32 protein-coding genes and 1 tRNA gene are annotated in these 26,596 nt (G+C 41.3%); 17 read left to right on the top strand and 16 right to left on the bottom strand.

Annotated features, from left to right (window positions below):
* The first annotated feature begins 6 nt into the window (after positions 1-6).
* From QXI54_01760 to QXI54_01745, 4 genes are all read left to right on the top strand, one after another.
* Complete coding sequence (locus QXI54_01760) at positions 7-528, top strand: nicotinamide-nucleotide adenylyltransferase (protein ID MEM0301880.1); 522 nt, start codon at positions 7-9, stop codon at positions 526-528.
* 48 nt (positions 529-576) lie between these two features.
* Positions 577-649, top strand: a tRNA-Thr gene (locus tag QXI54_01755).
* A 199-nt stretch (positions 650-848) separates the two neighbouring features.
* Positions 849-1,064 (top strand): tyrosine-type recombinase/integrase, encoded by a 216-nt coding sequence (locus tag QXI54_01750; protein MEM0301879.1) that lies wholly within the window; start codon positions 849-851, stop codon positions 1,062-1,064.
* Complete coding sequence (locus QXI54_01745; protein ID MEM0301878.1) at positions 1,036-1,314, top strand: hypothetical protein; 279 nt, start codon at positions 1,036-1,038, stop codon at positions 1,312-1,314. Before QXI54_01750 ends, QXI54_01745 begins: the two co-directional genes overlap by 29 nt.
* A gap of 19 nt (positions 1,315-1,333) precedes the next feature.
* On the opposite strand, the gene QXI54_01740 is transcribed toward QXI54_01745, so the two are convergent.
* The 3 genes from QXI54_01740 to QXI54_01730 are packed head-to-tail and all read right to left on the bottom strand — an operon-like array spanning position 1,334 to position 2,043.
* Positions 1,334-1,606: a hypothetical protein gene (locus QXI54_01740; GenBank protein MEM0301877.1), complete on the bottom strand. Its 273-nt coding sequence runs from the start codon at positions 1,604-1,606 to the stop codon at positions 1,334-1,336.
* Positions 1,606-1,761: a hypothetical protein gene (locus QXI54_01735; GenBank protein MEM0301876.1), complete on the bottom strand. Its 156-nt coding sequence runs from the start codon at positions 1,759-1,761 to the stop codon at positions 1,606-1,608. The genes QXI54_01740 and QXI54_01735 overlap by 1 nt, the downstream gene beginning before the upstream one ends.
* A 24-nt stretch (positions 1,762-1,785) precedes the next feature.
* Complete coding sequence (locus QXI54_01730; protein MEM0301875.1) at positions 1,786-2,043, bottom strand: hypothetical protein; 258 nt, start codon at positions 2,041-2,043, stop codon at positions 1,786-1,788.
* Positions 2,044-2,161: 118 nt separating this feature from the next.
* Here QXI54_01730 and QXI54_01725 point away from each other — a divergent pair, with 118 nt between their 5' ends.
* From QXI54_01725 to QXI54_01710, 4 genes are all read left to right on the top strand, one after another.
* On the top strand, positions 2,162-2,686 hold the full coding sequence (locus tag QXI54_01725; GenBank protein MEM0301874.1) for a protease complex subunit PrcB family protein: 525 nt from the start codon (positions 2,162-2,164) through the stop codon (positions 2,684-2,686).
* A 63-nt stretch (positions 2,687-2,749) separates the two neighbouring features.
* Positions 2,750-4,186: a tRNA guanosine(15) transglycosylase TgtA gene (gene tgtA, locus QXI54_01720; GenBank protein ID MEM0301873.1), complete on the top strand. Its 1,437-nt coding sequence runs from the start codon at positions 2,750-2,752 to the stop codon at positions 4,184-4,186.
* Positions 4,173-5,738, top strand: a complete 1,566-nt coding sequence (gene arcS, locus QXI54_01715) for an archaeosine synthase subunit alpha (GenBank protein MEM0301872.1) — start codon at positions 4,173-4,175, stop codon at positions 5,736-5,738. Before tgtA ends, arcS begins: the two co-directional genes overlap by 14 nt.
* Positions 5,739-5,783: 45 nt before the next feature.
* Complete coding sequence (locus QXI54_01710; GenBank protein MEM0301871.1) at positions 5,784-7,844, top strand: DEAD/DEAH box helicase; 2,061 nt, start codon at positions 5,784-5,786, stop codon at positions 7,842-7,844.
* Here the strand turns inward: QXI54_01710 and QXI54_01705 are convergent.
* The 9 genes from QXI54_01705 to QXI54_01665 form a co-directional block, all read right to left on the bottom strand.
* Positions 7,815-8,282, bottom strand: coding sequence for a methylated-DNA--[protein]-cysteine S-methyltransferase (locus tag QXI54_01705; protein ID MEM0301870.1), 468 nt, complete (start codon positions 8,280-8,282; stop codon positions 7,815-7,817). The two genes, QXI54_01710 and QXI54_01705, sit on opposite strands and share 30 nt — an antisense overlap.
* Before the next feature lie 280 nt (positions 8,283-8,562).
* Positions 8,563-8,754 carry a hypothetical protein gene (locus QXI54_01700; protein ID MEM0301869.1) on the bottom strand — a complete coding sequence of 64 codons (192 nt, stop codon included), beginning with the start codon at positions 8,752-8,754 and terminating at the stop codon, positions 8,563-8,565.
* Positions 8,751-9,887, bottom strand: coding sequence for a hypothetical protein (locus tag QXI54_01695; protein ID MEM0301868.1), 1,137 nt, complete (start codon positions 9,885-9,887; stop codon positions 8,751-8,753). The genes QXI54_01700 and QXI54_01695 overlap by 4 nt, the downstream gene beginning before the upstream one ends.
* Positions 9,888-9,958: 71 nt before the next feature.
* The gene (locus QXI54_01690) at positions 9,959-10,471 is read right to left on the bottom strand and encodes a nicotinamide-nucleotide adenylyltransferase (GenBank protein MEM0301867.1); all 513 of its coding nucleotides are present in this window, start codon (positions 10,469-10,471) and stop codon (positions 9,959-9,961) included.
* Positions 10,468-12,003, bottom strand: a complete 1,536-nt coding sequence (locus QXI54_01685; protein MEM0301866.1) for a radical SAM protein — start codon at positions 12,001-12,003, stop codon at positions 10,468-10,470. Before QXI54_01685 ends, QXI54_01690 begins: the two co-directional genes overlap by 4 nt.
* A gap of 66 nt (positions 12,004-12,069) precedes the next feature.
* Entirely contained in the window at positions 12,070-12,651 is a 582-nt protein-coding gene (locus tag QXI54_01680; protein ID MEM0301865.1) for an RNase P subunit p30 family protein, read from the bottom strand.
* Positions 12,636-13,070 carry an RNA-binding domain-containing protein gene (locus QXI54_01675; protein MEM0301864.1) on the bottom strand — a complete coding sequence of 145 codons (435 nt, stop codon included), beginning with the start codon at positions 13,068-13,070 and terminating at the stop codon, positions 12,636-12,638. Before QXI54_01675 ends, QXI54_01680 begins: the two co-directional genes overlap by 16 nt.
* Positions 13,060-13,635, bottom strand: a complete 576-nt coding sequence (locus tag QXI54_01670; GenBank protein MEM0301863.1) for a 50S ribosomal protein L15e — start codon at positions 13,633-13,635, stop codon at positions 13,060-13,062. Before QXI54_01670 ends, QXI54_01675 begins: the two co-directional genes overlap by 11 nt.
* Positions 13,632-14,240, bottom strand: a complete 609-nt coding sequence (locus tag QXI54_01665; protein ID MEM0301862.1) for a 30S ribosomal protein S3ae — start codon at positions 14,238-14,240, stop codon at positions 13,632-13,634. The genes QXI54_01670 and QXI54_01665 overlap by 4 nt, the downstream gene beginning before the upstream one ends.
* Positions 14,241-14,285: 45 nt before the next feature.
* On the opposite strand from QXI54_01665, the gene QXI54_01660 reads away from it, so the two are divergent.
* From QXI54_01660 to cobS, 3 genes are read left to right on the top strand one after another with little or no spacing between them, the layout of a single operon-like run.
* Positions 14,286-14,825 (top strand): NTP transferase domain-containing protein, encoded by a 540-nt coding sequence (locus tag QXI54_01660; GenBank protein ID MEM0301861.1) that lies wholly within the window; start codon positions 14,286-14,288, stop codon positions 14,823-14,825.
* A complete protein-coding gene (locus tag QXI54_01655; protein ID MEM0301860.1) occupies positions 14,783-15,433 on the top strand; it encodes a protein-L-isoaspartate O-methyltransferase in 651 nt (216 codons plus the stop codon). The genes QXI54_01660 and QXI54_01655 overlap by 43 nt, the downstream gene beginning before the upstream one ends.
* Positions 15,399-16,079 carry an adenosylcobinamide-GDP ribazoletransferase gene (cobS, locus tag QXI54_01650; GenBank protein MEM0301859.1) on the top strand — a complete coding sequence of 227 codons (681 nt, stop codon included), beginning with the start codon at positions 15,399-15,401 and terminating at the stop codon, positions 16,077-16,079. The genes QXI54_01655 and cobS overlap by 35 nt, the downstream gene beginning before the upstream one ends.
* Here cobS and QXI54_01645 read toward each other — a convergent pair.
* Both QXI54_01645 and QXI54_01640 read right to left on the bottom strand, forming a co-directional pair.
* Entirely contained in the window at positions 16,071-16,355 is a 285-nt protein-coding gene (locus tag QXI54_01645) for a DUF424 family protein (GenBank protein MEM0301858.1), read from the bottom strand. The two genes, cobS and QXI54_01645, sit on opposite strands and share 9 nt — an antisense overlap.
* Positions 16,356-16,363: 8 nt before the next feature.
* A complete protein-coding gene (locus tag QXI54_01640) occupies positions 16,364-16,771 on the bottom strand; it encodes a translation initiation factor IF-2 subunit beta (GenBank protein MEM0301857.1) in 408 nt (135 codons plus the stop codon).
* A 74-nt stretch (positions 16,772-16,845) separates the two neighbouring features.
* Here QXI54_01640 and QXI54_01635 point away from each other — a divergent pair, with 74 nt between their 5' ends.
* The 6 genes from QXI54_01635 to QXI54_01610 all read left to right on the top strand — a co-directional run bounded on the left by QXI54_01635 (position 16,846) and on the right by QXI54_01610 (position 25,016).
* Complete coding sequence (locus tag QXI54_01635) at positions 16,846-18,510, top strand: cation:proton antiporter (protein ID MEM0301856.1); 1,665 nt, start codon at positions 16,846-16,848, stop codon at positions 18,508-18,510.
* 37 nt (positions 18,511-18,547) lie between these two features.
* Positions 18,548-19,360, top strand: coding sequence for an MqnA/MqnD/SBP family protein (locus QXI54_01630; GenBank protein MEM0301855.1), 813 nt, complete (start codon positions 18,548-18,550; stop codon positions 19,358-19,360).
* Positions 19,350-20,363 (top strand): CofH family radical SAM protein, encoded by a 1,014-nt coding sequence (locus QXI54_01625; protein ID MEM0301854.1) that lies wholly within the window; start codon positions 19,350-19,352, stop codon positions 20,361-20,363. Before QXI54_01630 ends, QXI54_01625 begins: the two co-directional genes overlap by 11 nt.
* Complete coding sequence (locus tag QXI54_01620) at positions 20,332-21,054, top strand: menaquinone biosynthesis protein (GenBank protein MEM0301853.1); 723 nt, start codon at positions 20,332-20,334, stop codon at positions 21,052-21,054. Before QXI54_01625 ends, QXI54_01620 begins: the two co-directional genes overlap by 32 nt.
* Complete coding sequence (gene mqnC, locus QXI54_01615; GenBank protein MEM0301852.1) at positions 20,981-22,051, top strand: cyclic dehypoxanthinyl futalosine synthase; 1,071 nt, start codon at positions 20,981-20,983, stop codon at positions 22,049-22,051. The genes QXI54_01620 and mqnC overlap by 74 nt, the downstream gene beginning before the upstream one ends.
* A gap of 157 nt (positions 22,052-22,208) precedes the next feature.
* Positions 22,209-25,016 (top strand): NosD domain-containing protein, encoded by a 2,808-nt coding sequence (locus tag QXI54_01610; GenBank protein MEM0301851.1) that lies wholly within the window; start codon positions 22,209-22,211, stop codon positions 25,014-25,016.
* 28 nt (positions 25,017-25,044) lie between these two features.
* Here QXI54_01610 and QXI54_01605 read toward each other — a convergent pair whose 3' ends face one another.
* Together QXI54_01605 and QXI54_01600 are read right to left on the bottom strand one after the other, a co-directional pair.
* The gene (locus QXI54_01605) at positions 25,045-25,791 is read right to left on the bottom strand and encodes a biotin--[acetyl-CoA-carboxylase] ligase (GenBank protein MEM0301850.1); all 747 of its coding nucleotides are present in this window, start codon (positions 25,789-25,791) and stop codon (positions 25,045-25,047) included.
* Positions 25,760-26,551, bottom strand: coding sequence for an MEMO1 family protein (locus QXI54_01600; GenBank protein MEM0301849.1), 792 nt, complete (start codon positions 26,549-26,551; stop codon positions 25,760-25,762). Before QXI54_01600 ends, QXI54_01605 begins: the two co-directional genes overlap by 32 nt.
* Between the last annotated feature and the right edge of the window lie 45 nt (positions 26,552-26,596).

Genomic DNA, 26,596 nt, shown 5'->3' with positions numbered 1-26,596 from the left:
GTCATTATGCAAGTGAAAAGAGCATTGATCTTCGGAAGATTTCAGCCATTCCATCTCGGGCATCTCAACGTGATCAGATGGGCTCTGGAGCGTTTCGACGAACTTGTTTTACTCGTTGGTATGGCTGACGAGAGTCATACGCTTAGAAATCCGTTCACTGCGGGAGAGAGGATCACCATGATCAGAGAGTCTTTGAAAGAGGAGGGAATAAGTCTCGACAGAATTATAACTGCAACAGTTCCGACAATGAGCGTTTACGTTGGCAATGCAATCTACATCCAGCACCTTGTCCCCAAGATTCAGGCTATAATCACGAGAAATCCCGTTATCGCTCAAGTATTCAAAGATGCGGGACTTGAAGTTGTTCTTCCACCAAACTTCAACAGAGAGAAACTTCGCGGGACTACGATAAGGAAGATGATGCTCAATGGGGGTAATTGGGAGGAATGTGTTCCAAAAGCAGTAGTTAGAATCATTAAAGAACTCAATGGTATTGAAAGACTCAAAAGGATAAACACAACCGATTGAAAGTTTTTATCGACACGCTTAAAATCTGAGAAAACGTGAAAATGATAAGCCGCCGTGGCTCAGCTGGAAGAGCGGGTGACTTGTAATCACCAGGTCGCGGGTTCAAACCCCGCCGGCGGCTTTTCTTTTAAATTCCGTTTCTTGGAATGAGGAGATCATCAACAATCTTGTTTCGTAAGTTGAGTTAAGGACAAGGGATAAACGCTACGTCAAGGCTTTAAAGCTGAGATTGAAGCGATTTTCTGAGTTTCGTTCATACTCTGCAAATCTTAACGGCATATTAATTTAAGCCACTTAACCAGCTTCAGAATTTTAGCGAGTTGCAGAAGCTAAGGTTAACCACAGCCATTCTAATCTCTGCAACCTCAGGAATTAGGGCTGAAGAGCTATACAAGTTGCAAAGAGATAACATTGATTTGGAAGAGCGAATGATAAGAATAGACTTCAGAATCGCCAAAGACTATGAAGAGCGCTTTACTTTCTTCTCTGAGGAGGCGAAGGAATGGCTTGAAAGCTATTTTGTCCATAGGTGGTAAAACGCTATTTCCAGAGACAAGCATAAGAAGATGTTTCAGAAAACTGGATTCTTTCCTTGGGCTTAGGCACATGCGAAAGTTCTTCTCTCAGCAAAGCGATCGCTTGGGGATGCCAACAACGATTAAAAAACTTTTAATGGGACATTCTCTTCGAGGAGATGTGGATTTGAATCATTACGACTTCCAGGATGAGGAAGAGCTGAGGAAGATCTATGATCGTTATTGGAAGGATTTTAGAATTTTATCCTAATTCTCAGTAAACTTTCTTTCTATGCCCCAAAACGATCAGATGAATCTCCTTCTTCTCTTCCACAATTCGATAAATAACTCGGTATTTTTCTATCCTCAAAGACCTTAAGCCAGAATAGTCTAAGATAGCGGTTCCCAGCGTTTGGATCCTTAGAGAGCTTCTTAATCGCTTTAGCTATCCTCAATGCAAGTTCTGAGTTCTTTTTCGTTAAGTCTTTGAAAGCTTTTTCGAATTCTGGAGTAGCTTTAATTTTATAACTCATTCTGAGATCCCCAGATCTTCGAGAATTCATCAAAAATCTTTAAGTTCTCCCCTATCCGCTTCTTCTAAACCCTTCTTTATAGATTGAGCGAGCTCCTCATCATTCATAACTTCAAGAGTCTCGATGATTGACTCTATTCGGGCTTTAATCTCCTCAAGCTCTTTTATGATTGAAACTCTTTGCATGATTAAAACACTCTCGCATTATTTTTAAGCTTTCTCTATGTTTTTCTTCAGACTTAAAACAAACTTTTCACGTGAATGCTCAGAAACCTCAACCTCAGCAAAGTAGCGATCAACAAGAGTTCTTATCATTTTGAGTAACTTTTTTCCTCTATCTTTCTCATCTTGGCTTAAAACTTGAAAAACGATCTTTTCCGACGTCATTTCCACGATTTTGACATTCTTCGAAAAATTACGTTCGATGAGATCTTTCAAAGCTTTGAGGATTTCACCAATTGCAAGCATTTGTCCCAACTCTTTTCATTGGACCGATTAAAAATGTAAACTTGATTTGATAATATTTTTTATTACAAAAACAAATCAGTAATATACATGCAATGCCATAGCATTATCGGTGATGGAGATGAAGTTGTTGCTCGGAATCGCAATCTGCACTTTGGTGTTTGCAACCGCTGGAATAATTGCTGGAGCGATCGAAGTGCCGTTCAAAACGATTGCGAAGGGGCAGTTCTGCGATTACCTCGGCGAAGATAACTACGTTATAAGGGATGAAGCGAGTTTCAAGGAGCTCATGGCGAAAGCAGGATTAGTTGTCAATGATAGCGTGAACTTTGATCGAGAAATGGTAATAGCAACCTTCTACGGCTGGAAATCAACTTCTGGCTATGATATAACTATAAGGAGTATCAAGATAATTCCAAAGGCTACAGAACCCCACAACAAAGACGTGATGGTTGTCACTGTCGTCAAGAAGAAGCCAGGCAACAATTGTATTCCGATGCCAGTTATAACTTCTCCGTTCCACATTGTAAAGCTTCCGAGATTCGATGGAGCGGTTGTCTTCAAAGAAATAACAGTTGTTGAGCCCTGCAAACCCGTGAAGCTCGAAGTCAATGGAGACTGGGGACCGCCAAATAATTATTACTAATTTTATTTTTTCCGAATTTTCTGCATTCGAAACTATTATCTGCCATAAAGACTTTTGCAAAGCATGGAGTTCGAAATTATTGCCAAAGATGCCCTCGGGAGAATATGCAGAATCGAAACAAAGCATGGAAGGATTGAAACTCCTGCTGTGCTCCCTGTGATTAATCCAAATATCCCATTCATCCCTCCTGAAAAAATGAAGGATTTTGGTGCTCAGGCTTTGATTACAAATGCCTACATAATCTACAGAAGCTTTAGAAAGGAAGCTCTGGAAAAAGGTGTTCACAAAGTTCTTGGTGTTGATCTGCCAGTAATGACTGACAGCGGTAGCTATCAGCTAATGCTCTACGGTGATGTTGAGGTTTCAAACAGAGAAATTGTTGATTTTCAGCAAAGAATTGGCTCTGATTTTATCGTTCCTCTCGACATTCCAACTCCGCCTGATGCTGATCTTGAGACCGCTAAAAAAGATCTTGAGATCACGATCGCAAGAGAAATAGAAGCTAAGGAGCTTAAGGGAGATTCCATGCTTGTGCTTCCGATTCAAGGCTCAACCCATGCTGAACTAAGGCGTGAGAGTGCAAAAAGGGCTAAAGAGATTGGTGGCGACGTTTACGCAATTGGAGCAGTGGTGCCTTTAATGGATGCTTACAGATTCAAGGATCTCGCGAAGATCATCCTTGAAATAAGATCTGTGTTATCTGTGGAGCCAATTCATCTTTTTGGCTGTGGACATCCAATGGTTTTTGCCTTGGCTGTTGCAATGGGCTGTGATCTCTTTGACTCTGCAGCCTATGCTTTGTATGCCAAAGACGATCGCTACCTTACAGTTTACGGAACAAAGAAGCTCTCTGAGTTGCAGTATTTCCCTTGCAGTTGTCCAAACTGCATAGAAATGGAGCCTGAAGAGGTTAGAAAGCTTGAGAAAAATGAACGAGAGATCTTTCTTGCTGAGCACAACCTTTACGTCACTTTTTCTGAAATTAGAACGATAAAAAATGCTATTAAGGAGAACTCCCTTTTTGAGCTCGTCGAAAAGAGGATCAGAGCTCATCCAAATCTTATCAGTGCCTGGAGACTCATAAAAGAATATCAAGAGCTTTTCGAGAAGTCTGATCCTTGGATAAAAACAAAATTTCTTTACTGCGGTGTCGAAACATTGCTAAGGCCGGCTGTAAAAAGGCACGCTGAAGCGGTTAAGCATATAGATTACGACAAGGAAACGATTGTAATCTCGACAGATTTTGGAATTCTTGCAGACGTCTACCTTCGTCCAGTCTTTGGTCCTGTGCCAATAGAACTGCTTGAAAGTTATCCTGCAGGACATGCCGAGATACCCGAGCCAGAGTTTATAGAAAAAGAAGCTCTTGAAGTTGCGGTCGAGAATTTGAGGGATTTCATGAGCTCAATGAAGGGCAAAAAATTCGTGATCCATGTTTCTGGTAGATGGAAAGAATTCGTTAAGAATCTGCCCGGGGAATGTGAGTATGTTCTACACTGAAAAAAGGGACGGATTTGCAAGACTTGGAGTTATTGAGATCGATGGCTACAGCATTAAAACTCCAGCGATGCTTGAAGGAGAGATTTTAAACAAGATAGACTTTGGTAAAGCTCCATATGCTGTAAAGAAAATTTTGCCTGAAGTTTATGAGAAGTTGAAGCCTAAGGGCGAGATTAAAATACTCACGGGACTACCAGCAATGTCCCCAAGAGAGGTCGCTGAAGCTTTTTCAGAGCTAAGAGGTCTTAAGCCATTGTTCGCAGTAGCCTGTGCAGATCCGAAGAACGTTTCTCTGCTGATCTATCTCGGAACGGATCTTGTTGACAACATAATGGCTGTTGCCAAAGCCTATAGGGGAATTTACTTCTTAAACGATCTCGAAGTAAAGATAGACAAGCTGAAAGCATTTCCGTGCAACTGCAAGTTTTGCAAATCTCAGGAGCTAAGCAAACTTAGTAGAGACGAGATCCTTGAAATCACCGCAATGCACAACACCGAACAGCTTAGAATGGAAGTGGAAAAGTGCAGAATTCTCATTGAAGAAGAAAATCTAAGGAATTACGTTGAAGCTAAGGCGAAACTAAATCCAGAATTTACTGCTTTGCTTAGATTCGCTGATCTTGAGCAGAGCCCATGTTTTCCTAGATTCAGAAGATCGACTTGTTTCTTTAACTCGCAGGAGAGTTTGAACAGATTCGAAGTCAGATACTTCTTAAGCAGAATTGTGGATTGCTATAAGCCGAAAACGAAGGCATTGCTTTTGCTTCCATGCACAGCAAAGAAGCCCTACTTGCTTTCAAAGACTCACACGATCATAAGAAGTGCGGTTAAGGTAAACGTGAACGAGATCATAATAAGCTCCCCGCTCGTTCTGCCGAGGGAATTTGAGCTCATTTATCCTGCGGTGAACTACGATACTCCCGTGACTGGGCATTGGAGTGAAGAAGAAATCAACTTCGTTGCAAGCTGGCTTCTTAAGCTTGTCGAAAAAGGAAACTTTGAGAAAGTCGTCGCACACGTCGAAGGTGGATACAGAAAAGTCGTTGAAAGAGCCTTAAAGGATTACGATGTGATTTTCACTTCTGATGGCGATATTCTGAGCGATGAGTCTCTAAGAAGACTCAAAAAGGAGCTCGAAGGCTTTGAGAGATACGATCTATTTTCAGAAATGTTCTCCCACGCTTCTCGCTACCAGTTCGGAACTGGGGTTGAGGGAACTGTTAAGGGAAAGTATCCTGAGATTGAGCTTGTAAAAAAGGACAGAGTTGCGAGATTCGATCTAAGATACGGTAATCTGGACATTTACTCTGAGTTTGCAATTGAGCTACTGAAGAGGGGGGACTACGTTGTCAAAATTGCTGAATTCGAACCGACTACGACGATCTTCTCAGCGGGAGTAGAAGAAGCGGATCCTAAGATCAGACCAAACGACGTTGTGGTTTTCAGCAACTCAACACATTATGGCGTTGGAATTGCGAGAATGCACGGAAAGGAAATGATGGAAGCAAAGAAAGGTGTTGCAATTGAAGTTAGAAGAAAATACAGATTCTGATTCAAAATGGGATAAATTTATTTCTCCTGAATTCCAAATTTTTTAGTGAAAGTTGAAGAACTTTCGGATAAGGTTTCAAGTTATGTTGTTGAGGTTTTGAAAGAGAGCGGAATTTATGAACTTTTTCCCCCTCAGGAGTCTGCTTTACCTTTTATTTTCAACAGAGAAAATTTAATTCTCGCAGTTCCTACTGCTTCGGGAAAAACGCTTATTGCTGAGCTTGCAATGGTTCTTGAGACTATAAAGGGTGGAAAGTGTCTTTACATTACCCCGCTGAGAGCTCTGGCAAGTGAGAAGTTCGAAAGTTTCAGGAAATGGGAGAAAATTGGTGTCAAAGTTGGGATCTCTACTGGAGACTATGAATCCACGGACATGCACCTGGCGGACTGCGATATAGTGGTCACAACTGCTGAGAAAGCGGATTCACTTATGCGAAATCGAGCTAACTGGCTGAAAGACATTAGCTGTCTTGTGGTTGACGAGCTTCACCTGATCGACTCTGAAGATCGGGGACACACGCTGGAAGTGCTAATAACGAAGATGAGAAAAATGAAACCTGAGATCTGGATCCTTGGATTGTCTGCAACAGCTCCAAATGTCTCGGAGATTGCTGAATGGCTTAATGCCAAATTCATTCAAAGCTCTTGGCGTCCAGTCCCACTTTACTACGGCATTCTCTGCGAGAAAACGCTTGAGATTTACAGAGATGGCGTAGTTTACAGTGCAAAAAAGAGCTTCGAAGAGATCGTAGAGGACTGCATTTCAGAAGGCGGAGGAGTTCTGGTCTTTGAGTCCACGAGAAGATACGCTGAATCACTTGCGGAGAAGCTCTCCAAAATTTCAGCAAAATATTGCCAAGCTAATGAACTCGCAAACCAAATACTTGAAGAAAACGATGGAGAAATGAGCAGAAGGCTTGCGGAATGTGTAAAAAAAGGCTCAGCATTTCATCATGCGGGATTGCTGAGTGAGCAGAGAAGAATAGTTGAGGAGGGTTTCAGAAAGGGGAAGATCAAGGTTCTCGTAGCAACTCCTACGCTTGCTGCGGGAGTTAATTTGCCAGCGAGAAGGGTGATAGTAAAGAGCATATACCGTTACGACGGCTATTCGAGAAGAATAAAGGTTTCTGAGTTCAAGCAGATGGCGGGAAGGGCGGGAAGACCAGGAATGGATGAGATTGGCGAAGCAATTGTTATTGCGAGCAAAAAAGATAAAGAAATAGTGCTGAAAGACTACATCAATGGCGAAGCTGAGAAGATCATTTCAAAGCTCGGAGTTGAGAGCAAGCTTAGATTTCATTGCCTCTCGTTGATCTGCGATGGATTTGCGAGCGATTTGAAAAGTCTTAAGGAGTTCTTTAACTCAACGCTTTTTGCTAAGCAATCTGAGCTTCACGATTTCGAGCTTGAGAGGGTTTTAAGGCAACTCGAAAATTGGGAAATGATCGAGCTATCAGACGAAATAATTCCCAAAAAGCTTGGAATTCTCGTTTCGAAGCTCTACATAGATCCGCTTACTGGCTTCATATTCTACGACACGCTCAAAAAATTCGATAATCTGAGCGAGATCTCAGCTTTGCATCTGATCTGCAGAACTCCAGACATGGAAAGACTTAGCTTGCGAAAAGACGATTACTGGGTAGAGGACATGGCTTTTAAACTAAGAAATGAGCTTACTTACTATCCATCGCAATACTCTGTTGATTACGACTGGTTCCTCGAGGAGTTGAAGACCGCTCTATGCTTGAAAGACTGGATTAATGAAGTTGACGAAAACGAGATCTGCAGTAGATTTTTAATTGCTCCCGGAGATCTAAGAAGGCTGATCGAAACCGCTGAATGGCTTGCACATGCACTCTCAAGAATTGCAAGTGAATTCGGCAGAAATGTGCCGAGACTTGAAGAGAGAATTCGCTACGGAATTAAAGAAGAGCTCCTTGAGCTCGTTTCGATCAGGAATATAGGCAGAGTTAGAGCGAGAAAGCTATACAATGCAGGGATAAAAACCAAGGCAGATATTATTGCCAATCGCTCAAGAATTGGTAAACTAATCGGAGAAAAAATCGCAGAAAAAGTTTTAAGGGATCTTGAGTCCTTCAAGCCTTAGCAGGGCTTTTTTGATCTCAATTCCCCAAGAATAACCACCAATGCTGTTTTTAGCCACGACTCTGTGGCACGGAATTAGCACTGCGATAGTATTTCTCTTCAAAGCCTGTCCTATAGCCCTTGGAGAGCTTTTTAAGTCCTTTGCCAGCTCTCCATATGTGATCGTTTTCCCGTAAGGAATCTTTAAAACCCTTTCAAGGACTTTCTTAGTGAAGATTGGCAGATTTAGCTCGAATTCGCATTCAAATTCAACTTTTTCTCCTTTGAAGTATCTTTCAATTTGTTTCGCCAGCTCGCAGTCTTTGAACTCGAATGCTGGAGACTTTGAGAAAAAGGCTCTTTTAACGATTTCTCCACCTTCAACGTTGAAGTAGAGTTCATTCCATTGGATCGAGAATCCAGTCTTCTTTTTGAGTTCATTATTCTTCATTCTGTTCATACTAAGACTACTGGAGATACTTATTTGCTTTTGTCTAAAGAACTAAGGGTGTGGAAAAAGAAGTGTTGAAAGTTGAACCTCAAAAGTGGCTGGCAGAAAAGTTTAGGGAATACGTTGCGGAGAAATACGGTTTAAGAAGGGGGACTTTCAAAGGCTGTTGCAGATTTAATTGAACAGGAATTAAAAAAGAGAGAAGGTTCAGTCGATTTCATTGTCGGACTTAGCTTGTTTCAAAATTTCTTGGCGAAATAATGCTATAAGAGCTCTGATGGAATTTGGACTAAAATATCTCATTAAGCAAAATTAGGATGCCAATAAATAGCATAAACACTAAAACAAAAGCCAGAATTGTCCCTATTATCGCTCCTATAAGTTCTGAAAGGTTTTTAGGAAAATTTTCTGAGCTGTCTTCGTCATCAGTCAGGCTTCGATAGCGATTGTAGAGAATGAATTCGAGTTGTTCTTTTTTCATGTATTCGCCCCTTCTGTCTGATTTATTCTCTTTGCCGTAAAATATGATATTAACCATAGGAATGAGGCGAGAATGAGTAGGTAAAACCCGATCTCGTAGTTCGGTTTTACTTTTGCTACAAATAAATCAAGGGTTAAATTTGCGAGAAGATAGTAATTTAAGATAAATGCGAGAATTATACCCAAGACTCCGCTAACTAAGGCATATCCTGGCCTGTAATGAGCATAAATCGAAAATATAAAGATGCTGACCAGCAGAAAATAGATGATGAACGTCAGGTAATTAAGCTTACCAAGAAGCTCGAAAAGGTAAACTGAATTTACTCCGAAGCCTCCAAGACTCGCCAACGGAAAAATAAGAAAAGCTGTAAATAGAAAGAGAGCCATTGTGTTCAAAATTTTTGTGATTAAAGTCGGTTTTACGATCTCCTTTTTACCGTCTTTCACCTCCCATTTCTCTTTTCCTTCTAATCTTCTGAAAAACTCGAATCCAAGAATCGTTAGTTTATACTCTCCGTTTTCCAGCACAATGTAGTCTTTTTCCAACAGCAAATCAATTGAACTCTGAATCGCTTGCATTGAGACGCTCGGAATTTTCTCTTGAATTTTCTCTATGGTTGTGGCGCCCTCTGAAATCAATTTGAACACAGTGAAATCAAACGAAGATAACCCTCCCTTCAGCTCTTTTATTTCTTTTGAAGTCTTGTCTGTTTTTGGTAATTTCACCTTTTCAGAAATTGTGAACAAGATCATCAAAACCGTGGCTAAAAGAGCTATCCAGAATCCGTAAAAAAAGTAGGTGTTCAAAATTACAATTTGCCCAGAATTTAGATTTCTGATTGTTCTCTCAATCGTGCTGAGATCAAGCAGAGACAAAATTGAAATAGCTACAAAGAAGCAAATAACAGCTAATGAGAGTGTAATTTTCATGGGCTTTTCAAGATTTAATAATAAGGCGATTGCAAGTGCAAGAGACAAGGATCCAGTCACAACAATCAAAATTGAGTTCATAAAAACGAAAGGGGACTGCATGGCTCCCATAAGTAGAAAACCATAAATCAGACCAAAAATCCCAAAATAAGTAAGAAAGGGTGTTGCAATTATTTCTTTTCGCATACCACTCACCTTTTTCATTAATTTTCTAAGAGTTTTGTATTTAAAAATTTTGTCAAATTGGCTCCACGATAATTAATATAGTCGCCTAATCAAAAATCCTTCCCTGCGATCTCTCTTATTCTCTCAATCCCGCCGATCTCCTTTATAACTTCTACGACAGCTTTTGGCACAAATTTTTCCCAGTCATCGCCTTCAAGCATCTTCTTCCTTATTTCAGTGCCATGATACTCGTGTCTGTTGATCATACCCGTCTTTACCACGTTGAAGTTCGCCTCCTTGAAAAGCCGATACACGAGAGGGTTGTTTGTGTAAACCACTTCGAAGGGAGGGACCATTGAACAGATGTGGGTCACCCATAGGCTATTGCGATAGATGTCTTCGAGTGGGATTATGTAAACCTTTTTCCGTGTTCCGAGCTCATCTATAGCTCTTGAAATCATCATAATTCGTTCTCCAGCAGTAAATGGGTTCTCAAGCGTATGGCTTTCTTGAGCACTGCCAATTCCTATAATGAGTTCATCGACTTCCTCCAGAATCTTCTTAACGACTTCGTGATGTCCTAAATGGTAGGGCTGAAATCTGCCAATGAATAGCCCTCTCATCTTGGTCTCCTCACAACTCTGTATATGTCGTCTTTAAGCTTCCTTCCAGTCCTTTTCTCCCACTCCTCAATTGGGATGGCAAACTTCTCCTGGATCTTGTCCCTGTAGTATTCAGGAATAACATTAAATGTGCAGAAGGGTATTATTCTGCCATCAGGAGTTGCATAGTGAATTTCGCAACGCTCAACTCTTGCTATGTCGTAGTTGTATAGATCTTGGAAGTGCATGAAGCCTATGAAGAGAGATTTCTTGTGGAATTCTCCCAGCGCAGAGTAATCATGCTTGAGAAGAATGTTGAAGAGAATTTTCCTTAAACTCATTCCCTTTGGAGCCTTAGACGAATCTATAAACCTACGCATGTCTATCAGGTTCTTCAAAGCCTTGACAGATTTAATTTTACTATCCCGTATATAATCCGCCTTTTTGTCGAGGAAGTCGAGGAATCCGTTTATGTCTACAAATCTCGTAATAGGGATCATTTTTCCATCTTCGATGAAGACGTAGGTTGCCATTCCACATGCAAAATGGGCAGTTAACTCGTATTGTGGTCTCGAAGTTATCGCCTCAACGAATTTCGAGACAGGGACTACACTTGGAACTGGATAAAAGTCGTCTCTGGTTATCTCCCCTTCGGTTTGCTCTTCTATGGCTTTTAGACAATCTGGAATCGTAATCCTATACTGCTCCCTTTCCTTTTTGGGCATGCTCCCTACAAGGCTCACTGGCTGGAAGTTGACACCACGAACTATGTCTACGTTTTTAGCAGCAAATCTTATTATATCTGCAAGCTGGTGATCGTTAACATTTCTGATTATGGTTGGCACAAGAACGATGCCCAGATCAGCTTTTCTGCAGTTCTCAAGGATCTTTGGTATCTCTTGATGGTTTTTGGGGTTCGTTTTTTCATCAACTCCATCATAAGAAAGATATACTGTGTTAACACCCGCTTCCCTAACCTTCTTTGCGAAATCTTCTTCAAGTGCCAGTCTTATGCCGTTTGTGTTTAGCTGAACATGATCGTAGCCCTCCTCCTTTATCACCCTGATAATTTCAAGCAGGTCTTCTCTTAAAGCTGGTTCCCCGCCAGTTAACTGCACAGCATTGCAGGGAACTGGTTTAATTTGCCTTGCAAGTCTGACCATTTGTCTTATTTGCTCAATTGTGGGCTCATAAACATATCCTGCTCTTTTTGCGTAGAAGAAACAATACCAGCAGGCAAGATCACATCTATTCGTTAAGACAATGTTCAGCAGTGCGGTATGGCTTTTGTGGTTACCACATAGACCACAGCTAAAAGGACAATTGCCTTTTTGGGTAATCGGATTTTCAATTCCTTTACCGTCTCTTGCAAACCTTGAAGCTCTCTTAAAAAGCTCCACATCTCCCCAGTAAACGTCTTCGAATTCCCCATGTTCTTTGCAAACCTTCTTTATCATCACCTTGCCATTTTCAGCGTAAACTTCTGCATCGATTATAGCCAGACATTCAGGACAGAGTGATCTTGTTTTATATGGCAATGAAATTTCGTTCATTAGCCTAATTTATACTGCGGGTATTTTAAGATTTCCACAACCGCAAAACCATTAAAAAAGAATTGCCTATTGCTCAATCACGAATCCATCCATAACATAGGTATCGTCGTAGTATCTCCTGACTATTCTTTCCGCAAAAAACCTTGCCTTTTTCACATCAAAACCAAAATATGAAAAAAAAGTTTCCACTTGCTTCCTTGTCCTAAGCTGATAAACATTCTCTGCAGAAGAAGTTATGATGAAAGGTGTGTCGAATTTTTTAACAATCTTCGCTTCTTGCTTTAATCTCGAAAACAACAGAGATCTTCTTAAACCTCTGGTAACCAAGAATTTAGAGAGGCCAAATTCTATGGCTACATCTTTCTCCTTCGCAAGCTTGAGTGTCGCGTAATCGAGTTCTCTTCGCTCGTTATCGAGAATGATATCGACTTTTTTTCTCATCACCGCTTCTTTACAAAGCCCCAGGGTGCAGTCAACAGCCACAATTGAATTTTCAATGCTTTTTAACTTCTCCTTTAGCTCTTCTGAACTTTCAGCTCTAACTATGTAGCCGTAATACCCATCTTTCATGGGTTTTTCGCTTAAAACGACAAATCCACGAAAACCGAGATCGATTTTAGGTGGAGAAAATCTCACAAAATCGAACATAGTTCTCTTGCAAATTCCAAGACTTTTTCCCTTTTTGCAGGGAAAACAACGAGCTTCACTTTTACCGCTATGGGGTCCGTGCCAGATAATTCAAATTCACCAAGATAAGCCTTCTGTTTGTCAAGCCTTATATGCAACACATTCTGCGCATCTACTCTATCTTCAAGTGTGTTCAATAAGATCTCTCTTTTATCTTTGAGCAAATTCACTAAATTCTTCCAAAATAATTTTATTTCAGAGCTTTTTTTAAGTTCTACTTCAAGATACTCAAGGGGATTACCATAGTGCCCCTCAGCCTTGCTAACCTGAATTTCGAAATCAAAAGGAAAAAGATTTGCAAGTGCTTTAGAAACTTTTTCTCTACTTTCAGTAGAGTGAACAACTGCCGAAACTTTAATCCATTCAATTCTACCTTTCATTCCTGAAATTTGCTCTATAGCTTGGTCTAATCTTCTCTGCCCCCCTTCCTCTTCTTCTCAGTCCTCTTGCTCTCCTTCCTGCAGGTGTTAAACCCCTGTAAACCCTTCCCTTCTGTCTTGTTATCCAGCAGAGATCTTTATCTGCAATAATATCTGGACAGCTTCTGTCAACGAGGATAACCTCAAACCACTTGAATTTAGCATCCTCACCAACCCAGTATGAGCCCAGAACCTCCATGTTCGGATATTTTCTATTTGCTCTCTCTTCAGCAATCCACTGAAGTCCCTTTTTTGGTGTTAACTTGCTTACCATCTGATTTTTCGTCTTCCTTCCTCTACTTGGTCTCCTCGGTAGTCTTCCACCTCTTCTAACTCTGACCCGCACAACAATTATGCCTCTCTTAGCCTTGTAGCCCAAAGCTCTGGCTCTGTTAAGTCTTGTAGGTCTTTCAATTCTCACAACTGCTGGTTCTCTGCGCCACTGCTGGAGTCTTTTCCACATCAAAGGCTTCATCAGTTCCTCATTTTGCCAAGTCTGTCCGATGAATGCATACATGGACTTCATCCTGCGACCACCTCTGTTTTGGGCTCACTCAGCAATTCTATTTTTCTGATTTCAACTCTTCTGATTGGGTATATCTTCTTGGCGCCCTTGTAAATCTCAGATGGGACTTTTCCAAGAATGCATTCTTGGAGGAACTGAACAAAATTCAATGAACTCTTGCTTTCTATGACTTCTCTTGAAATTGCCCTTATAGCTCTCTTCTGAGAGCTCTTGCACCTCTTAACTGTGAAGACAACAGGTTTCACTCTAAGCCTGTAACCATCCGCAGTCTGAATGTCTATCACGTCTTCAACTTTGCTGGTTCTCCGCCTTACGAGACTATTCAGATACTCTCTCATCAGCTCAAACCTGTGAAACTTTGTGTAAGCTTTTTCGCCAGCAACTCTATGGACTTTAAAGACCAACTTCTTGTATGGATTCTGGTTTGAAGCATCTCCCGTTAGGTCTGCCAAAGTCGTTTCCACAGTCCTGCCAACTACTAACTCTGGATCGCTTGCTGGAGTCTCGCCTACCTCTGTCATCCCAAAATACTCTGGAGCCAGAAGTGTGAACCATTTCTTACTTGCCCACTTATCCTTTACTCTTGCAACCCTCTTTCTCGCCATGTTCGATCGGAAAAGCTTTAGTTCGGACAATTAATAAAACTTTTGATGCTCGCACTGCTTATGTGCGGTGGTAAGGGAGAAAGGCTAAAGTCTGGGGAGAAGCCCCTATTTGAAGTTTGTGGTCTAAAACTTATAGATCATGCCCTAAAAGCTTTGTCCTCACATGATGTAATAGCGATCACTTCACCATTTACTCCAAAAACTGAAAAATATCTCGAAAGCATTGGGATCAGGTTTTTCAGAGCTAAAGGAAGAGGATTCATTGAGGATTACAGTGAAGCTATTAAAATCTTAACATTAAAGGGTGCTATATTGATCGTATGCTCAGATCTCATTTACCTGCGTGATGGCATAATCGACGAGATAGTCTCACACTACAGGAATTGCGGAAAAAAGGCTCTTAGAGCAGTTAAAGATGGTGAGGCTGTTGGAATAAACATAATAATTGCCGATGAAGAGGGTGAACAGGAAGAGGAAATATATATAGTTGATGACGTCTTAAATATCAACACATTGGAAGATGTAAAAAAGGCTGAGAAGTTATGGACTATGAAGAAAAAAGGCAAAGACTTGCAGATAGATTGAAAGAGGAGCTAAATCTCAGTGAAAAGGTATACAATGCAATAAAAAAGGTTCCGAGACATCTTTTTGTTCCAGAAAGATATCGTGCTGAAGCATATATCGATACTCCCCTGCCAATTGGCCATGGACAAACTATTAGCGCACCACATATGGTTGCAATAATGTGCGAATTGCTGGAATTAAAAGAAGGGGAGAGAGTTCTTGAGATTGGAACAGGGTGTGGATATCACGCGGCTGTAACTGCGGAGATAGTTGGTAAAGATGGACTCGTGATTTCAATTGAAAGAATTCCCGAACTTGCAGAAATTGCCAAACAAAACCTTCATGCACTTGGTTACGACAATGTAATCGTGGTTGTTGGAGACGGCAGTAAAGGATACGCTGAAAAAGCACCCTACGACAAGATTTATGTCACGGCATCTGCTCCAGACATTCCAAAACCACTTATTGAACAACTTCGAACCGGTGGAAAGATGGTGATCCCGATTGGTGAAACGTATCAGAACCTCTACATCGTAGAGAAAAAAGATGGGATAATAAGGAGGAATTGGGGAGCGGTAAGATTTGTGCTTCTCTATGGCGAATACGGGTTTAGAAATTTTGAAGAGTAGCTTGGGATTCTTAACAACTCTCCCTGTGGGAGGAGATGTGGAAGTTTTAAGGAGAAATCTGTGGATTTTTCCGTTTGTAGGGTTTTTTTTAGGATTCTTAATCTCAATTCCAGCATTTTTTGGATTCGGGCTTCTTTGTCTTCTTCTATATCTTGCTCTTGAGGGCATAAATCACGTCGACGGTCTTGCGGATTTTGGAGACGCATTTTTCGCACCAAAAGATAAAAAGCTCAAAGCTCTCAAAGACATCCAGTTAGGGGCAGGAGGTGTTGCGTTTTTATGTGTTTATTTTATTGTCCTATACCATAGCTTTTTAAGCGTAACTGCTTTTGATATAGTGATCTCGCAAATAACAGCAAAATTCTCGATGTTGTTGCTTCTTACCACATCAAAACCAAGTTGGGAAGGGATGGGGGCCTACTTTATGGAATTTGCAACCAAAAGAGATTTAATAATTGGTTCGATCCCATTAATACTTGTAATTATTAATATCGAAAGTTTGATCGCTGCAATTTCAACTATTTTTATGATATTTTGTTTAAAAAAATACGCTCACTCGAGATTTGGAGGGATAAACGGCGACGTGATCGGATCGGCGAACTGTATAGCATTTGCTTCGATGCTTGGCATTTTATCTCTAAATTAAGACCATTTGAGCATGGGGGCAATTTTCTATTCTTAAAACCTTATCTTTATCCACGATTCCTATCTTTATGGCCAGGTCAACTGCCATTTTTCCAGTAATATTCGCAATCGTAGCCTTTCTAAGTGCTTCTTCCACATCTTTTTCTTCGAATTCCTCAGTCCCGTAAAATTCCTCCTTTACCTCTATTTTCAAATTCCCCTCTCTAAAAACTTTTCCAACTATATCGGCATCGCACACAGCAACGAGCACTTCACCCCTAACCCGATATATTTTCATCCTGAATTTCATCCTTTTACAGGTTGCTTAGCCCCACAGGCCAAACAGCGCAGGAAAGTGACCCTCTCCTCTTTTAACAGTTCCGTATCCGGAGCGTTGCACTCCTTGCACAAAACATATGTCTTTACGTATTCATCTATCTCCTTCTGAATCTCCTCTTCCGAGAACTTTCCCTGGAATATTAGCCTCCCATTGTCGATGAAGCCAGCAGTCCCCAGAGACTTCACAAGGTATTTATAGATATGATCCTCACTTCTGTTAAGTGTTTTTGCGATTTGCGATAGATTTCTCAGGATTGTTCTAACTCCTTCCCTTGTAACACTCACCTTCGGTATTTCAAAGCGATCTTTCCTCAATATGGGCTTCTGAGATAACTTCTCCATCGCACGATCCAGCAATCTAAGATATTCCTCCATTGTAGAAAATAGGAGGATGAAGTATTTAAAAGTTCTCGAAAAAGTTAAATTCTCGGTTTTGAAGCTTATAAAGAATGGATGTATACCTGCTTCTTACCATATTTCTTGGTATTTCTGCATTATTGGCGTTATTATTTGAGAGAATTGGGTTATCTCGAATTGCTGGATATATAATGACGGGATTTTTGATCAGCCTGATCTTTTCAGGAAGTATAGAGGCAAATAAAGAGTTGCTTGGCTTTTTCTCACAGATTGCCATCACTTTGCTGGTTTTCGAAATTGGAAGAGAGATCGGAATTGAAAGAGTAAGAAAAATGGATCTGATCCCCCTTACGATCTTGGGATTTGAGGTCTTTTTCGCCCTGATCCTCGCCATGATCTTTGGTTATCTTTTGAAGCTGGACATTTTAGAGATCCTGATCTTGGCGATCATTGCTTCCTTTAGCAGCACAGCCATACTTTACAGTTTGTTGGAGAACTTCAATTTTCCTCAAGAAGTTAAGAAGCAAATACTCACAGTTACAATCCTTGAGGACGTCTATGCTCTCATAATTCTCGCAATTTTACCAAGTTTCAAGCTTGGAGGATTAGAGATTGTGGAGATCTTGAGATTTGGAGCCTTATCGCTTGTGATCGTTGCGGTTCTAATCATATTCGGACTAACGATCGTTAAAAGGTTCTTTGTGAAGGTTGTTGAACCAAACGAGCTGGGTGTCGCTATAATCCTTGCGTCTGCTTTTCTATTCGCAATGATTTCGAAATTTTTTGGTCTGTCTCCCGCCTTGGGTGCCTTCTCTGCAGGTGTTGCCCTCTCAGCTCACCCCAAAAATAAGGAGCTGGGCGAATATCTTAAACCCATGAGAGAAGTATTTTTAATCCTTTTCTTCATTTCTCTTGGCACAGAGGCGGGACTCATAAAAGAGTTAAGCCCCATCATTTTTCTAGCCCCGCTTGTTGTATTCCTTAGATTTTTAGCATTTGCATCCTCAAATTGGCTTGTAACTGGGAGAAATTTAGAAGAGAGTATTAGGATCGGGTTTGTTGCAAGTTGTGTTGGTGAGTTCGGGATCGTCGTTACCTACGAAGCCATGGAACTCGGACTGATTGGAGTTGAATTTCTAACTCTTTCAGCGTTCTCAGTGATCTTGGGAGCAATCATATCTTCGAGTATGGGAGGTTCTGAGAAATACTCCAGAAAGCTATCTTCTATAGTTCCAGTTGAGATAAAGATCCTTATAGGCAGAATATCAGTTAACGTTAACAGAGTTGCAGAAGGAAAGGCAAGCAAAGTTGTGCAAAAAGCCTTTTATAGAGTTATCAGGAATGTTTTGGCACTTTTGGCAGTCATAATTTTAGGCTCTTCCACTTTATATCTTCTGGATCATCTTGTTCCTGCCTTCAGCCACTTTCTGATACTCTTCATAATCTTCTTATTTTTACTCACAATCCTGTTGATCGGGATCAACACAAAGAAGTATTCTGAAGAACTTTGCACGATTTTAGTGGAGAAAAGTGGACTCAATCCCAAGTTCAAAGAAGTATTTGTAGGCTTCACTTTTATGGCTTTTCTACTTATCAGCTTTAGCCTAACGATCCTTTTTTCAGGTAGATACTTTACTGAGCTTATGCTGAAAGTCTATGAATTGGATATTTCAAACTACATAGTCTTTTCAGTCTTATTGCTCTTTACCGGAATAATTCTGATATTATACTGGAAGCTGAAGAAAATGCCCCTATAATGGGAAAAGCATTTATTTGCTCTCAAATAATTGCCGTATGCGAGTTGCCCATACGCCAGATGCGGATGATGCCTTCATGTTCTATGCAATGCTCAATGGCAAAATTCCTCTTAGCTTTAAAGTTGAAAATGTTGTTGAGGACATTGAAAGCCTCAATAGAAAGGCATTGCTTGGAGAATACGAAGTCACCGCATTATCTGTGCACGCTTACGCATTCGTTGCGGACAAATACCGCCTTCTTTCCGCTGGAGCGAGCGTTGGAGATGGTTATGGGCCGATTGTGGTGGCAAAGAGGGATTTGGATTTAAAGAAAGCAAAGATCGCAATTCCAGGTAAGCTGACTACCGCTTCACTACTGCTGAAGCTTGCAGTTGATGCCAAAACTGTAGAGATGAGATTTGATGAAATTCTAAATGCGGTAAAAAGTGGCAGAGTCGATGCGGGGCTTTTAATACATGAAGCCCAGCTCAGCTATGAGGAGCATGGACTAAAGAAGGTTCTTGATCTCTATGATTGGTGGCGCTCGCAGACAAAGCTCCCACTGCCTCTCGGAGTAAATGCGATAAGAAGAGATCTTAGCTTGGAATTGCAAAAGGCTTCTCTGAGGGCGATGAAGGAAAGTGTGAGATATGCGTTGGAAAATGTTGACGAAGCTTTGAGCTACGCTGAGCGATATGCGAGGGGAATGGACAGAGAGAAGCTCAGGAAATTCGTGACGATGTATGTAAACGAATACACTGTTGAGATGCCTGAAAAAGTGCTTAAAGCAATAGAAGTGCTTTTTGATATGGCGGAAGAGAAAGGAATAGTTAAAAAACCTCGCTTGGATGTGCTTAGAGATGTCGATTAGAGAGATCGAAGAACTCTTTGCCAAAGACTTGCACGAGCTTGGATGCCTAATTAAAGCGGAAAAAATCGTGACATTCTCAATTAACGCTCACATAAATTACAGCAACGTCTGCGAAACTAAATGCAAAATTTGTGCCTACCACCGCAAAAAACAGTTCACGCTGAGCGTTGATGAAGTGGTTAGCGAGGCTTTGAAGGCTGTAAAGGCGGGAGCAACAGAATTGCACATCGTTGGCTCTCACAATCCAGAGCTTGGAATCGAGTATTTTGAAGAGATCTTCAGAAGGATCTCTTCGCAGTGCTCAGCAACGATAAAAGCATTGACAGCTGCGGAAGTGCATTACTATGCGAAGAAGGAAAAAATGAGCGTTAGAGAATTTTTAAGCAGATTGAAGTCCGCTGGGCTCAAAATCCTTGCTGGCGGTGGGGCAGAGATCCTTGTTGACAGCGTTCGCAAAGAAATATGCCCAAGAAAATGCAATAGCGAGGAATGGTTGAGGGTTATGCGAATAGCCCACGAGAATGGAATCAAGAGCAACGCTACAATGCTCTTTGGACATGTTGAGAGCAAAAGGCATAGAGCGATCCATCTGTATAAGCTGAGAAAGCTTCAGGAAAAAACTGGTGGTTTCTTGGCTTTTATCCCGCTACCCTTCCATCCCGAAGGAACAGAATACAGCTTTAAACCATCTCCAGTGGACATATTAAAAACGATAGCGGTCTCAAGGCTTGTGCTTTCAAATTTCAGAGCAATAAAGGCTTACTGGGTAATGCTTGGCTTGGAGCTTGCTGAGATCGCTTTAAACTACGGAGCAAACGATCTCGACGGAACAGTTGGCTATGAAAGAATTGCTCACTCCGCTGGAGCTAAAACTCCTGTTGGGCTTCCCGCTGAAGATCTAATAAGGCTGATAAAAAATGCAAACAAAATTCCAGCTGAGAGAGATGCCTTCTTTAATATTTTGAGGGTTTATGAGAATCGGGAAGTTCGGATTTGTGAATAACTTCCTTCCCTACTATAGGCTTGAAAAGGAAGGGAAGTTCGAGATCGTTGAGGGAACACCAAGAAGGCTTGCAGAGCTTTTTGAGATTGGCGAGATCTTTTACGCTCCTCTTCCCGCCTTTGAAGTTCTGAAAAAAGGCTATAATGCGGGAAAGTTCTGCGTTGCTTCAGATGGAGAAGTTTACAGCGTTATAGTGGTTTCAAAGAGAAAAAGGCTCGATGACTCGCCGATTGCGATAACCGAAAATTCAATGACTTCTGCAAACATGATGAAGATCATAAAGGCTGAAAAAGGTTTAATAAATAGACTTGTTGCTGTAAACGGAAAAGTGGATGAAATGCTCAGGAATTTTGATCATGCACTCGTTATTGGCGATGAAGCTATAAAGGCTCGAATGAGCTATAGAGTGCTTATGGATCTTGGCGAGGAATGGAAAGAGCTAACTGGGTTGCCCGCGGTCTTCGGAGTTTCTGTTTCGCGAGTTGATGGAATTGACGAAGAAATACTTGATTCTTTAAAGTGGGGCAGAGAGCACATCGACGAAGTTGTTAGCGTTGCGAGCGAGAAGTTCAGATTACCCGAAGAATTCCTGAGAAAATACTTCGAAACTCTCATTCATGAGCTTGGCGGTAAGGAAAGAAGATCTTTGGAGCTATTCGGTGAGCTTTGCCATGAGCACGGACTACTCTGAACTATTTAGCCTTTCTCTTCCAGAACTTGGGAGGATTGCGAATAAACTAACGCTTGAGAAATGCGGAGATCTCGTGACCTTTGTTGCGGATGCAACGGTCAACTACACAAACGTTTGCTCTTCTAAGTGCAAATTCTGTGCCTTCTATGCAAAGAAGGCAAACGAGGAGTTCACTTTAAGCCATGAGGAGATCATAAGCAAAGTCAAAAGAGTTGTGGAGCTTGGAGCGACGCAGATAATGCTTCAGGGTGGTTTAAATCCCGATTTAAGGCTTAGATGGTTTGAAGAGCTTTTTTCTAAGCTTAAGCGAGCTTTTCCACAGATCCACCTTCACAGTCTTTCGCCACCAGAGATCGTTTTCCTTTCGAACTTGGAAGGTTTAAGCTACGAAGAAGTTCTTAAAAGGCTCAAAAAAGCGGGTTTGGATTCTCTGCCAGGCGGTGGAGCGGAGATTCTTGTCGACAGTGTCAGGAGAAAGCTCAGCCCAAAGAAGTGTAGTAGTGAGGAGTGGCTTGAAGTAATGCGAAGCGCTCATAAACTTGGAATACCAACTACAGCAACGATGGTTTTCGGGCATCTTGAGAGCGATGATGACATTCTGGAGCATCTGCTTAAAATAAAGGAGCTTCAAAGCGAAACTAATGGTTTCACAGCTTTTATTCCATGGACTTTTCATCCCGGCAAAACGGAGCTTGAGCATTTGGGCAAAGTCGGAGCTTCGAGGTATCTTCGTATTCTTGCGATCTCAAGGATCGTTCTTGACAACTTCAGGAACATTCAGGCTTCTTGGCTAAGCCAAGGCTTTGAGGTTGCAAAGCTTGCTTTGTTTTTTGGAGCAAACGACTTCGGCGGGACGATGTTTGAGGAAAGCGTAATAAGAGCTACTGGAAAGGATTTCAGACCAGCGAGCTTTGAGGAGATCGTGAATGCTGTTAAGTCAGTCGGCAGGAGAGTTGCGAGAAGAGACACTTATTATAATATTATTGAATTTTTCTAAATTCCGCAAATATTCTCGAAATTTGATCGATTGTAAAAATGTAGAAAAGTTTAAATAGTTTCCATCCAGATTTTGTAAATCAAGTAAGACTGCTTTGATGCCACTGTTCTGTGGTGTTTGGTGGTTTTACTGAATTAAACACAAAAGGGGTGTGTATATGAGAAATAAATCTCTAATAGGAATAGCTGTGATGCTCTTTTTAGTTGTGGGTATCTCTCCAGCCTTTGCTATATTTTTGGAGATCGGAGAGTGCACAAACATAACTGAAGAGACGTATTACAGGCTAAATCGAAGTATTGGTGGTTTGCAGAGCGGTCAAAATTACTGCCTGAATGTCTTAGCGAACAACGTCACAATTGACGGAAATGGCTACTCGATCACCGATGACAACTACGACGGCTATGGGATATACATTAATGGTTTTAGAAATGTAAAAATCATAAATGTAAATATTTCGGGCTACAATACAGGCATTGAGTTTTACGGGGCAAATAGAAACACAATAGAAAACAGTACAATTTGGAACAATACAAAAGGCGTATTTATAGACTTTTCAAACTACAACAAAGTTGCAAATTCTACGATCTCAGATAACGAAGTAGGAGTCTACATAAACTCCTCTTCTGAAAATAATCAGGTATATCTGAACGACTTTGTAAGCAATGGTCAGGGTGTTTACATAAGTTTTTCGAACAATAACATTCTGCTTCTGAACAACTTCATAGACAACGAAGAGCAAGCTTACTCTGAATCGGGCTTGACGAATTTCTGGAACTCTTCTGTCGAATTAACCTATTCATACCAAGACAAAATTTATCAAAATCACTTAGGCAATTACTGGAGCGACTACTCTGGAAGTGCAACAGGCGGAGTGGGTAATGAGCCATACACAGCGGGCAATTTAACAGACTACTCTCCTCTAATTGAGCCTAAGGAGAACTACATGTTTATGACGGTAAACACTATAAGCTCCTGTTCAGAAATAACTTCTGCGGGATACTATGTGCTGACCAGAGATCTCAACGGACTTAAATCTAGTGAAGATTACTGCATCAAAATCTCAGCAAATGATGTTGTGCTAAATGGTCAGGATTTCAAATTAACAGGAGTCCGATGGAATGATGGAATGCGAATAGAGTCGGTCAGCAATGTTACTGTGAAGAATATAACAATCTCGAACTATTACAATGCGATCAACATGGTGTCAACTTCAAACAGCAAAATATTCAACAGCACGCTGAAGGACAGCTTCAATGGGGTTCAAATCTTCTATAGTTCTCCAGAAAACGATCTTGAAAACAATAAAATCCAGAATAACGACTATGGCGTTATAATATATGCTGGATCTGATACCAACACGATAAGGAACAATTTCTTTGAGAACAATAGATATGCAGTATATCTATGGGGGTGCTCTGAAAATGAAATTTTGAACAACGACTTCAGAAATGATGGACTATATGTTTATGAAAGCTACAATAATAGTGTAGTCGACAACAATGTGAATGGAAAAACACTGGTTTACCTTGAGAATGCAAGCGATGTTGAAATAACCAACGCAGGACAGGTGGTAGCGGTTAATTCAAATAACATTACGCTCAGAAATCTGGACTTGTCAAATACAACTGTTGGCATGGAATTCTGGAAAGTAGAGAATTCGAGTATTGAAAACAGCACGCTATTGAATAATAAAGAGGAGGGCATTTATCTCTACCAATCTTTGGGTATCAGAATTGAAAAAATTACTCTTTCAGAGAACAGACATGGTGTAGGTATAGAAAGCTCAAATAAAATCGATGTGTCCAACTGCACGATTTCACTCAGTCAGATATACGGTATCTACCTTGTTCTGTCTAATACTGTGAACATGAGCAACTGCACGATCTCGAATAACTCAGAATTCGGAGTCTATCTCTTGAACTCAAATGGAAATAATATAACCAATAATATCATTTCTGGTGATAACGGTCTATATATCGGCTATTCGGATAACAATCGGATCTACAACAACCTTCTGAATAACACATACAACGTCACTGTCTACTCTTCCTCGAACACATGGAATACGACGCTGACTGATGGCAAGAACATTCTTGGCGGTAACTTACTCGGCGGAAACGCATGGCTAAGCCCAGATGGAACTGGTTATTCGCAGACTTGTGCAGACTCAGATTACAATGGAATCTGCGATCAGCCCTATGTGATTGATGGAAGCGAGACCGACTTTCTACCACTTACAAAGGCATTGCCAATGCCACCGCCATCTACACCTGCAACTCCAATTCCAACGACCACGATAAGACCCCTCGTAGGCGGGGGTGGAAGTGGTGGGGGCGGATTCATTCAGGGAGTTCCAATTTACGTTAGCGACTACATAAGGATACTGGCATATGAGGACACAGAGTTCATCGTTCCACAAAGTGCATTCTGGGAGACAAATACTTTCTCTTTAACATTTAACAGCACTGAAAATGTGACTGCAAGACTCAGAATTGAAAAGCTCAACAATACTCCCGCAGACTTTGCGGTTCCTGAAGGTAAAGTCATGCTACCGCTTAAGATAAGCCTTACTTTCAGTGGAGACGCAAAGATCTGGGGAACGATAAACTTTGCAATCGAGTCGGAAGACTTGAATAAGAGTGGTTTGGATTCGAATGAGGTTGCAGTAGTTTTGCTGAAATGGGATGGAAAGCAGTGGATCGAATTGCCTACGAAGTTCGTTGGCAGTGATGGAAAATACAGCTATTACGAAGCAGAAACACCAAGTTTTAGCTATTTCGTTGCGGTGCTAAAGCCATTAGAGGCATCAAAGCCAACAACTCCAACTACGCCAGTAACAACGTCCGAAAGTCCAGAAACAATAAAACCAACAACTACAGCTTCTGGTTCGATTCCGGGCTTTGAGGCAATCTTCGCAATCGCTGGACTATTAGCGATGGCTTATGTGCTGAGAAGGAAAAGTTAATGTAAAATTTTTATTTTTTTATAAATAGTTATCTTAAATGTATGCAATCTCCAACGTAAATTTTCTTGCCTCCAACAATAATCGCTCCGTCTTCAGACAGCTCAGCAATTCCCTCGAACTTTCCAGAAGGAGTTATCACTTTCACATACCTCCCCAAAGTGATGCAAAGCTCTCTATACTTTCTAAAAAGCTCTTTCCAGTTTCCTGAAACAAGCTCTAAATAGTTTTTGTAAAAATTCGCGGTAACTCTGTCAAAGACTTCTTCTCTGCTTAGGCTAAAGAATTTTGACAGATTTGTTGCATAATCCCTTAGCTCAGCTGGAATCTCATTCTCAACGTTTATTCCAATTCCAACGACTGCCAGATCTCTAAAAAGCTCTCCAAGGATTCCAGAAAATTTGAGATTGCCTATTAATACGTCGTTGGGCCACTTTATCCTTGCGGTAGGGATTGATTCAGCGACGCTCAATGCTGAGATCGTTGTAAGCTTTCCAACTTCGTAAGCGGGCAATGTAATTGAGAAGTAAAGCCCACCTTTACTGCTGAACCACTTCCTACCGAGTCTGCCCCTTCCAGCGGTTTGCTCTTCCGCAAAAAACAGGCAGAATTTCTTACAAATCTCCTTTGCTCTCTCGTTCGTGGAGTCAACGAGCTCATAATAATAAAATTCGTCCAGAAATTCCAAATTTCGAAAGGCAATTTCTGCAAATTTACCCGCTACTCCTTCCAGCTTATCTCCTCTTCTAATTCTGAGCTCTGAAAACGATTCCCGCATAGCCTACTACAAAGCTCTTGTCCGCAACTTCTCCGCTCGTTGAGTAGTCCACAAGCTCTGCCTTTGCATTCTTCGCAATCGCATAGTTCATCGCAACTGCTATCGCGCCATAACCACAGACACTCGCGTCGATCTCGTAGATCTTCGTGTAATACCTTGCAAGATCCATAGAAAGAATCGCATCTATTATGATCCTGTCTCTTTTTCTGCACTCGGCGTCGCTAAGATAGTGGTGCATGTCTGAAGAAGCAATTAAGACGATTTTTCTGCCAGTCTTCTTCTCTGCTTGTAAGATCTCTTCAGCGACATCCTTTGCGGTGTCCTCGTCTTGAAGTCTAAGGCAAATGACAACGATTTTGAATTTGCTATGGGCAAACTGCAGAAACGGGAGCTGAACTTCAGCGCTGTGCTCCTCAACATGAGCCATTTCGTCTTCAGCTACAATTCTCTTCGGCATAGCTTTTATGAACTCAAGATCGCTCTCAACTTCTCCAAGTGGTGTTTTCCAACTCTGCGTGGAAACCGCTACGGGCAAACCAAGTCCAGTGTGGTTTGGGCAGACGATCACGAAGGTCTCTGCATCGGGAAGCAAGGAGTGAACTTTTCCAGCGGTCTTACCAGAGTAGATATAGCCAGCATGCGGGGAAACGCAGGCAACAACTTTATCATCCTTCTTGGGCTCAATAAACTTTCTGAGCATCTTTTCAAGCTCCTCTTTCCTTGAAGGATAGAAGCTTCCAGCAACTGCAGGGCGTCGCATGTGAATTAATTGCTCTGCAAATTTAAAAATGTTCGCAGGTTTAGG

It is taken from the genome of Archaeoglobaceae archaeon (genome assembly GCA_038734275.1).
Lineage (GTDB): Archaea > Halobacteriota > Archaeoglobi > Archaeoglobales > Archaeoglobaceae > WYZ-LMO2.
Note: the sequence above shows the minus strand (reverse complement) of the source record. Positions and strands in the feature narration are given on the sequence as shown.

Coding starts and splice junctions, on each gene's coding strand:
- QXI54_01655 (MEM0301860.1), top strand. CDS start 14,783: ATGGACTATGAAGAAAAAAGGCAAAGACTTGCAGATAGATTGAAAGAG.
- QXI54_01725 (MEM0301874.1), top strand. CDS start 2,162: ATGAAGTTGTTGCTCGGAATCGCAATCTGCACTTTGGTGTTTGCAACC.
- cobS (MEM0301859.1), top strand. CDS start 15,399: ATGGCGAATACGGGTTTAGAAATTTTGAAGAGTAGCTTGGGATTCTTA.
- QXI54_01685 (MEM0301866.1), bottom strand. CDS start 12,003: ATGAACGAAATTTCATTGCCATATAAAACAAGATCACTCTGTCCTGAA.
- QXI54_01680 (MEM0301865.1), bottom strand. CDS start 12,651: ATGTTCGATTTTGTGAGATTTTCTCCACCTAAAATCGATCTCGGTTTT.
- QXI54_01675 (MEM0301864.1), bottom strand. CDS start 13,070: ATGAAAGGTAGAATTGAATGGATTAAAGTTTCGGCAGTTGTTCACTCT.
- QXI54_01740 (MEM0301877.1), bottom strand. CDS start 1,606: ATGAATTCTCGAAGATCTGGGGATCTCAGAATGAGTTATAAAATTAAA.
- QXI54_01670 (MEM0301863.1), bottom strand. CDS start 13,635: ATGAAGTCCATGTATGCATTCATCGGACAGACTTGGCAAAATGAGGAA.
- QXI54_01665 (MEM0301862.1), bottom strand. CDS start 14,240: ATGGCGAGAAAGAGGGTTGCAAGAGTAAAGGATAAGTGGGCAAGTAAG.
- mqnC (MEM0301852.1), top strand. CDS start 20,981: ATGAGCTTGGCGGTAAGGAAAGAAGATCTTTGGAGCTATTCGGTGAGC.
- QXI54_01705 (MEM0301870.1), bottom strand. CDS start 8,282: ATGAACAGAATGAAGAATAATGAACTCAAAAAGAAGACTGGATTCTCG.
- arcS (MEM0301872.1), top strand. CDS start 4,173: ATGTTCTACACTGAAAAAAGGGACGGATTTGCAAGACTTGGAGTTATT.
- QXI54_01630 (MEM0301855.1), top strand. CDS start 18,548: ATGCGAGTTGCCCATACGCCAGATGCGGATGATGCCTTCATGTTCTAT.
- QXI54_01625 (MEM0301854.1), top strand. CDS start 19,350: ATGTCGATTAGAGAGATCGAAGAACTCTTTGCCAAAGACTTGCACGAG.
- QXI54_01695 (MEM0301868.1), bottom strand. CDS start 9,887: ATGAAAAAGGTGAGTGGTATGCGAAAAGAAATAATTGCAACACCCTTT.
- QXI54_01610 (MEM0301851.1), top strand. CDS start 22,209: ATGAGAAATAAATCTCTAATAGGAATAGCTGTGATGCTCTTTTTAGTT.
- QXI54_01635 (MEM0301856.1), top strand. CDS start 16,846: ATGGATGTATACCTGCTTCTTACCATATTTCTTGGTATTTCTGCATTA.
- QXI54_01690 (MEM0301867.1), bottom strand. CDS start 10,471: ATGAGAGGGCTATTCATTGGCAGATTTCAGCCCTACCATTTAGGACAT.
- QXI54_01600 (MEM0301849.1), bottom strand. CDS start 26,551: ATGCGACGCCCTGCAGTTGCTGGAAGCTTCTATCCTTCAAGGAAAGAG.
- QXI54_01735 (MEM0301876.1), bottom strand. CDS start 1,761: ATGCAAAGAGTTTCAATCATAAAAGAGCTTGAGGAGATTAAAGCCCGA.
- QXI54_01620 (MEM0301853.1), top strand. CDS start 20,332: ATGAGAATCGGGAAGTTCGGATTTGTGAATAACTTCCTTCCCTACTAT.
- QXI54_01605 (MEM0301850.1), bottom strand. CDS start 25,791: ATGCGGGAATCGTTTTCAGAGCTCAGAATTAGAAGAGGAGATAAGCTG.
- QXI54_01660 (MEM0301861.1), top strand. CDS start 14,286: ATGCTCGCACTGCTTATGTGCGGTGGTAAGGGAGAAAGGCTAAAGTCT.
- QXI54_01700 (MEM0301869.1), bottom strand. CDS start 8,754: ATGAAAAAAGAACAACTCGAATTCATTCTCTACAATCGCTATCGAAGC.
- QXI54_01730 (MEM0301875.1), bottom strand. CDS start 2,043: ATGCTTGCAATTGGTGAAATCCTCAAAGCTTTGAAAGATCTCATCGAA.
- tgtA (MEM0301873.1), top strand. CDS start 2,750: ATGGAGTTCGAAATTATTGCCAAAGATGCCCTCGGGAGAATATGCAGA.
- QXI54_01645 (MEM0301858.1), bottom strand. CDS start 16,355: ATGAAAATATATCGGGTTAGGGGTGAAGTGCTCGTTGCTGTGTGCGAT.
- QXI54_01640 (MEM0301857.1), bottom strand. CDS start 16,771: ATGGAGGAATATCTTAGATTGCTGGATCGTGCGATGGAGAAGTTATCT.
- QXI54_01760 (MEM0301880.1), top strand. CDS start 7: ATGCAAGTGAAAAGAGCATTGATCTTCGGAAGATTTCAGCCATTCCAT.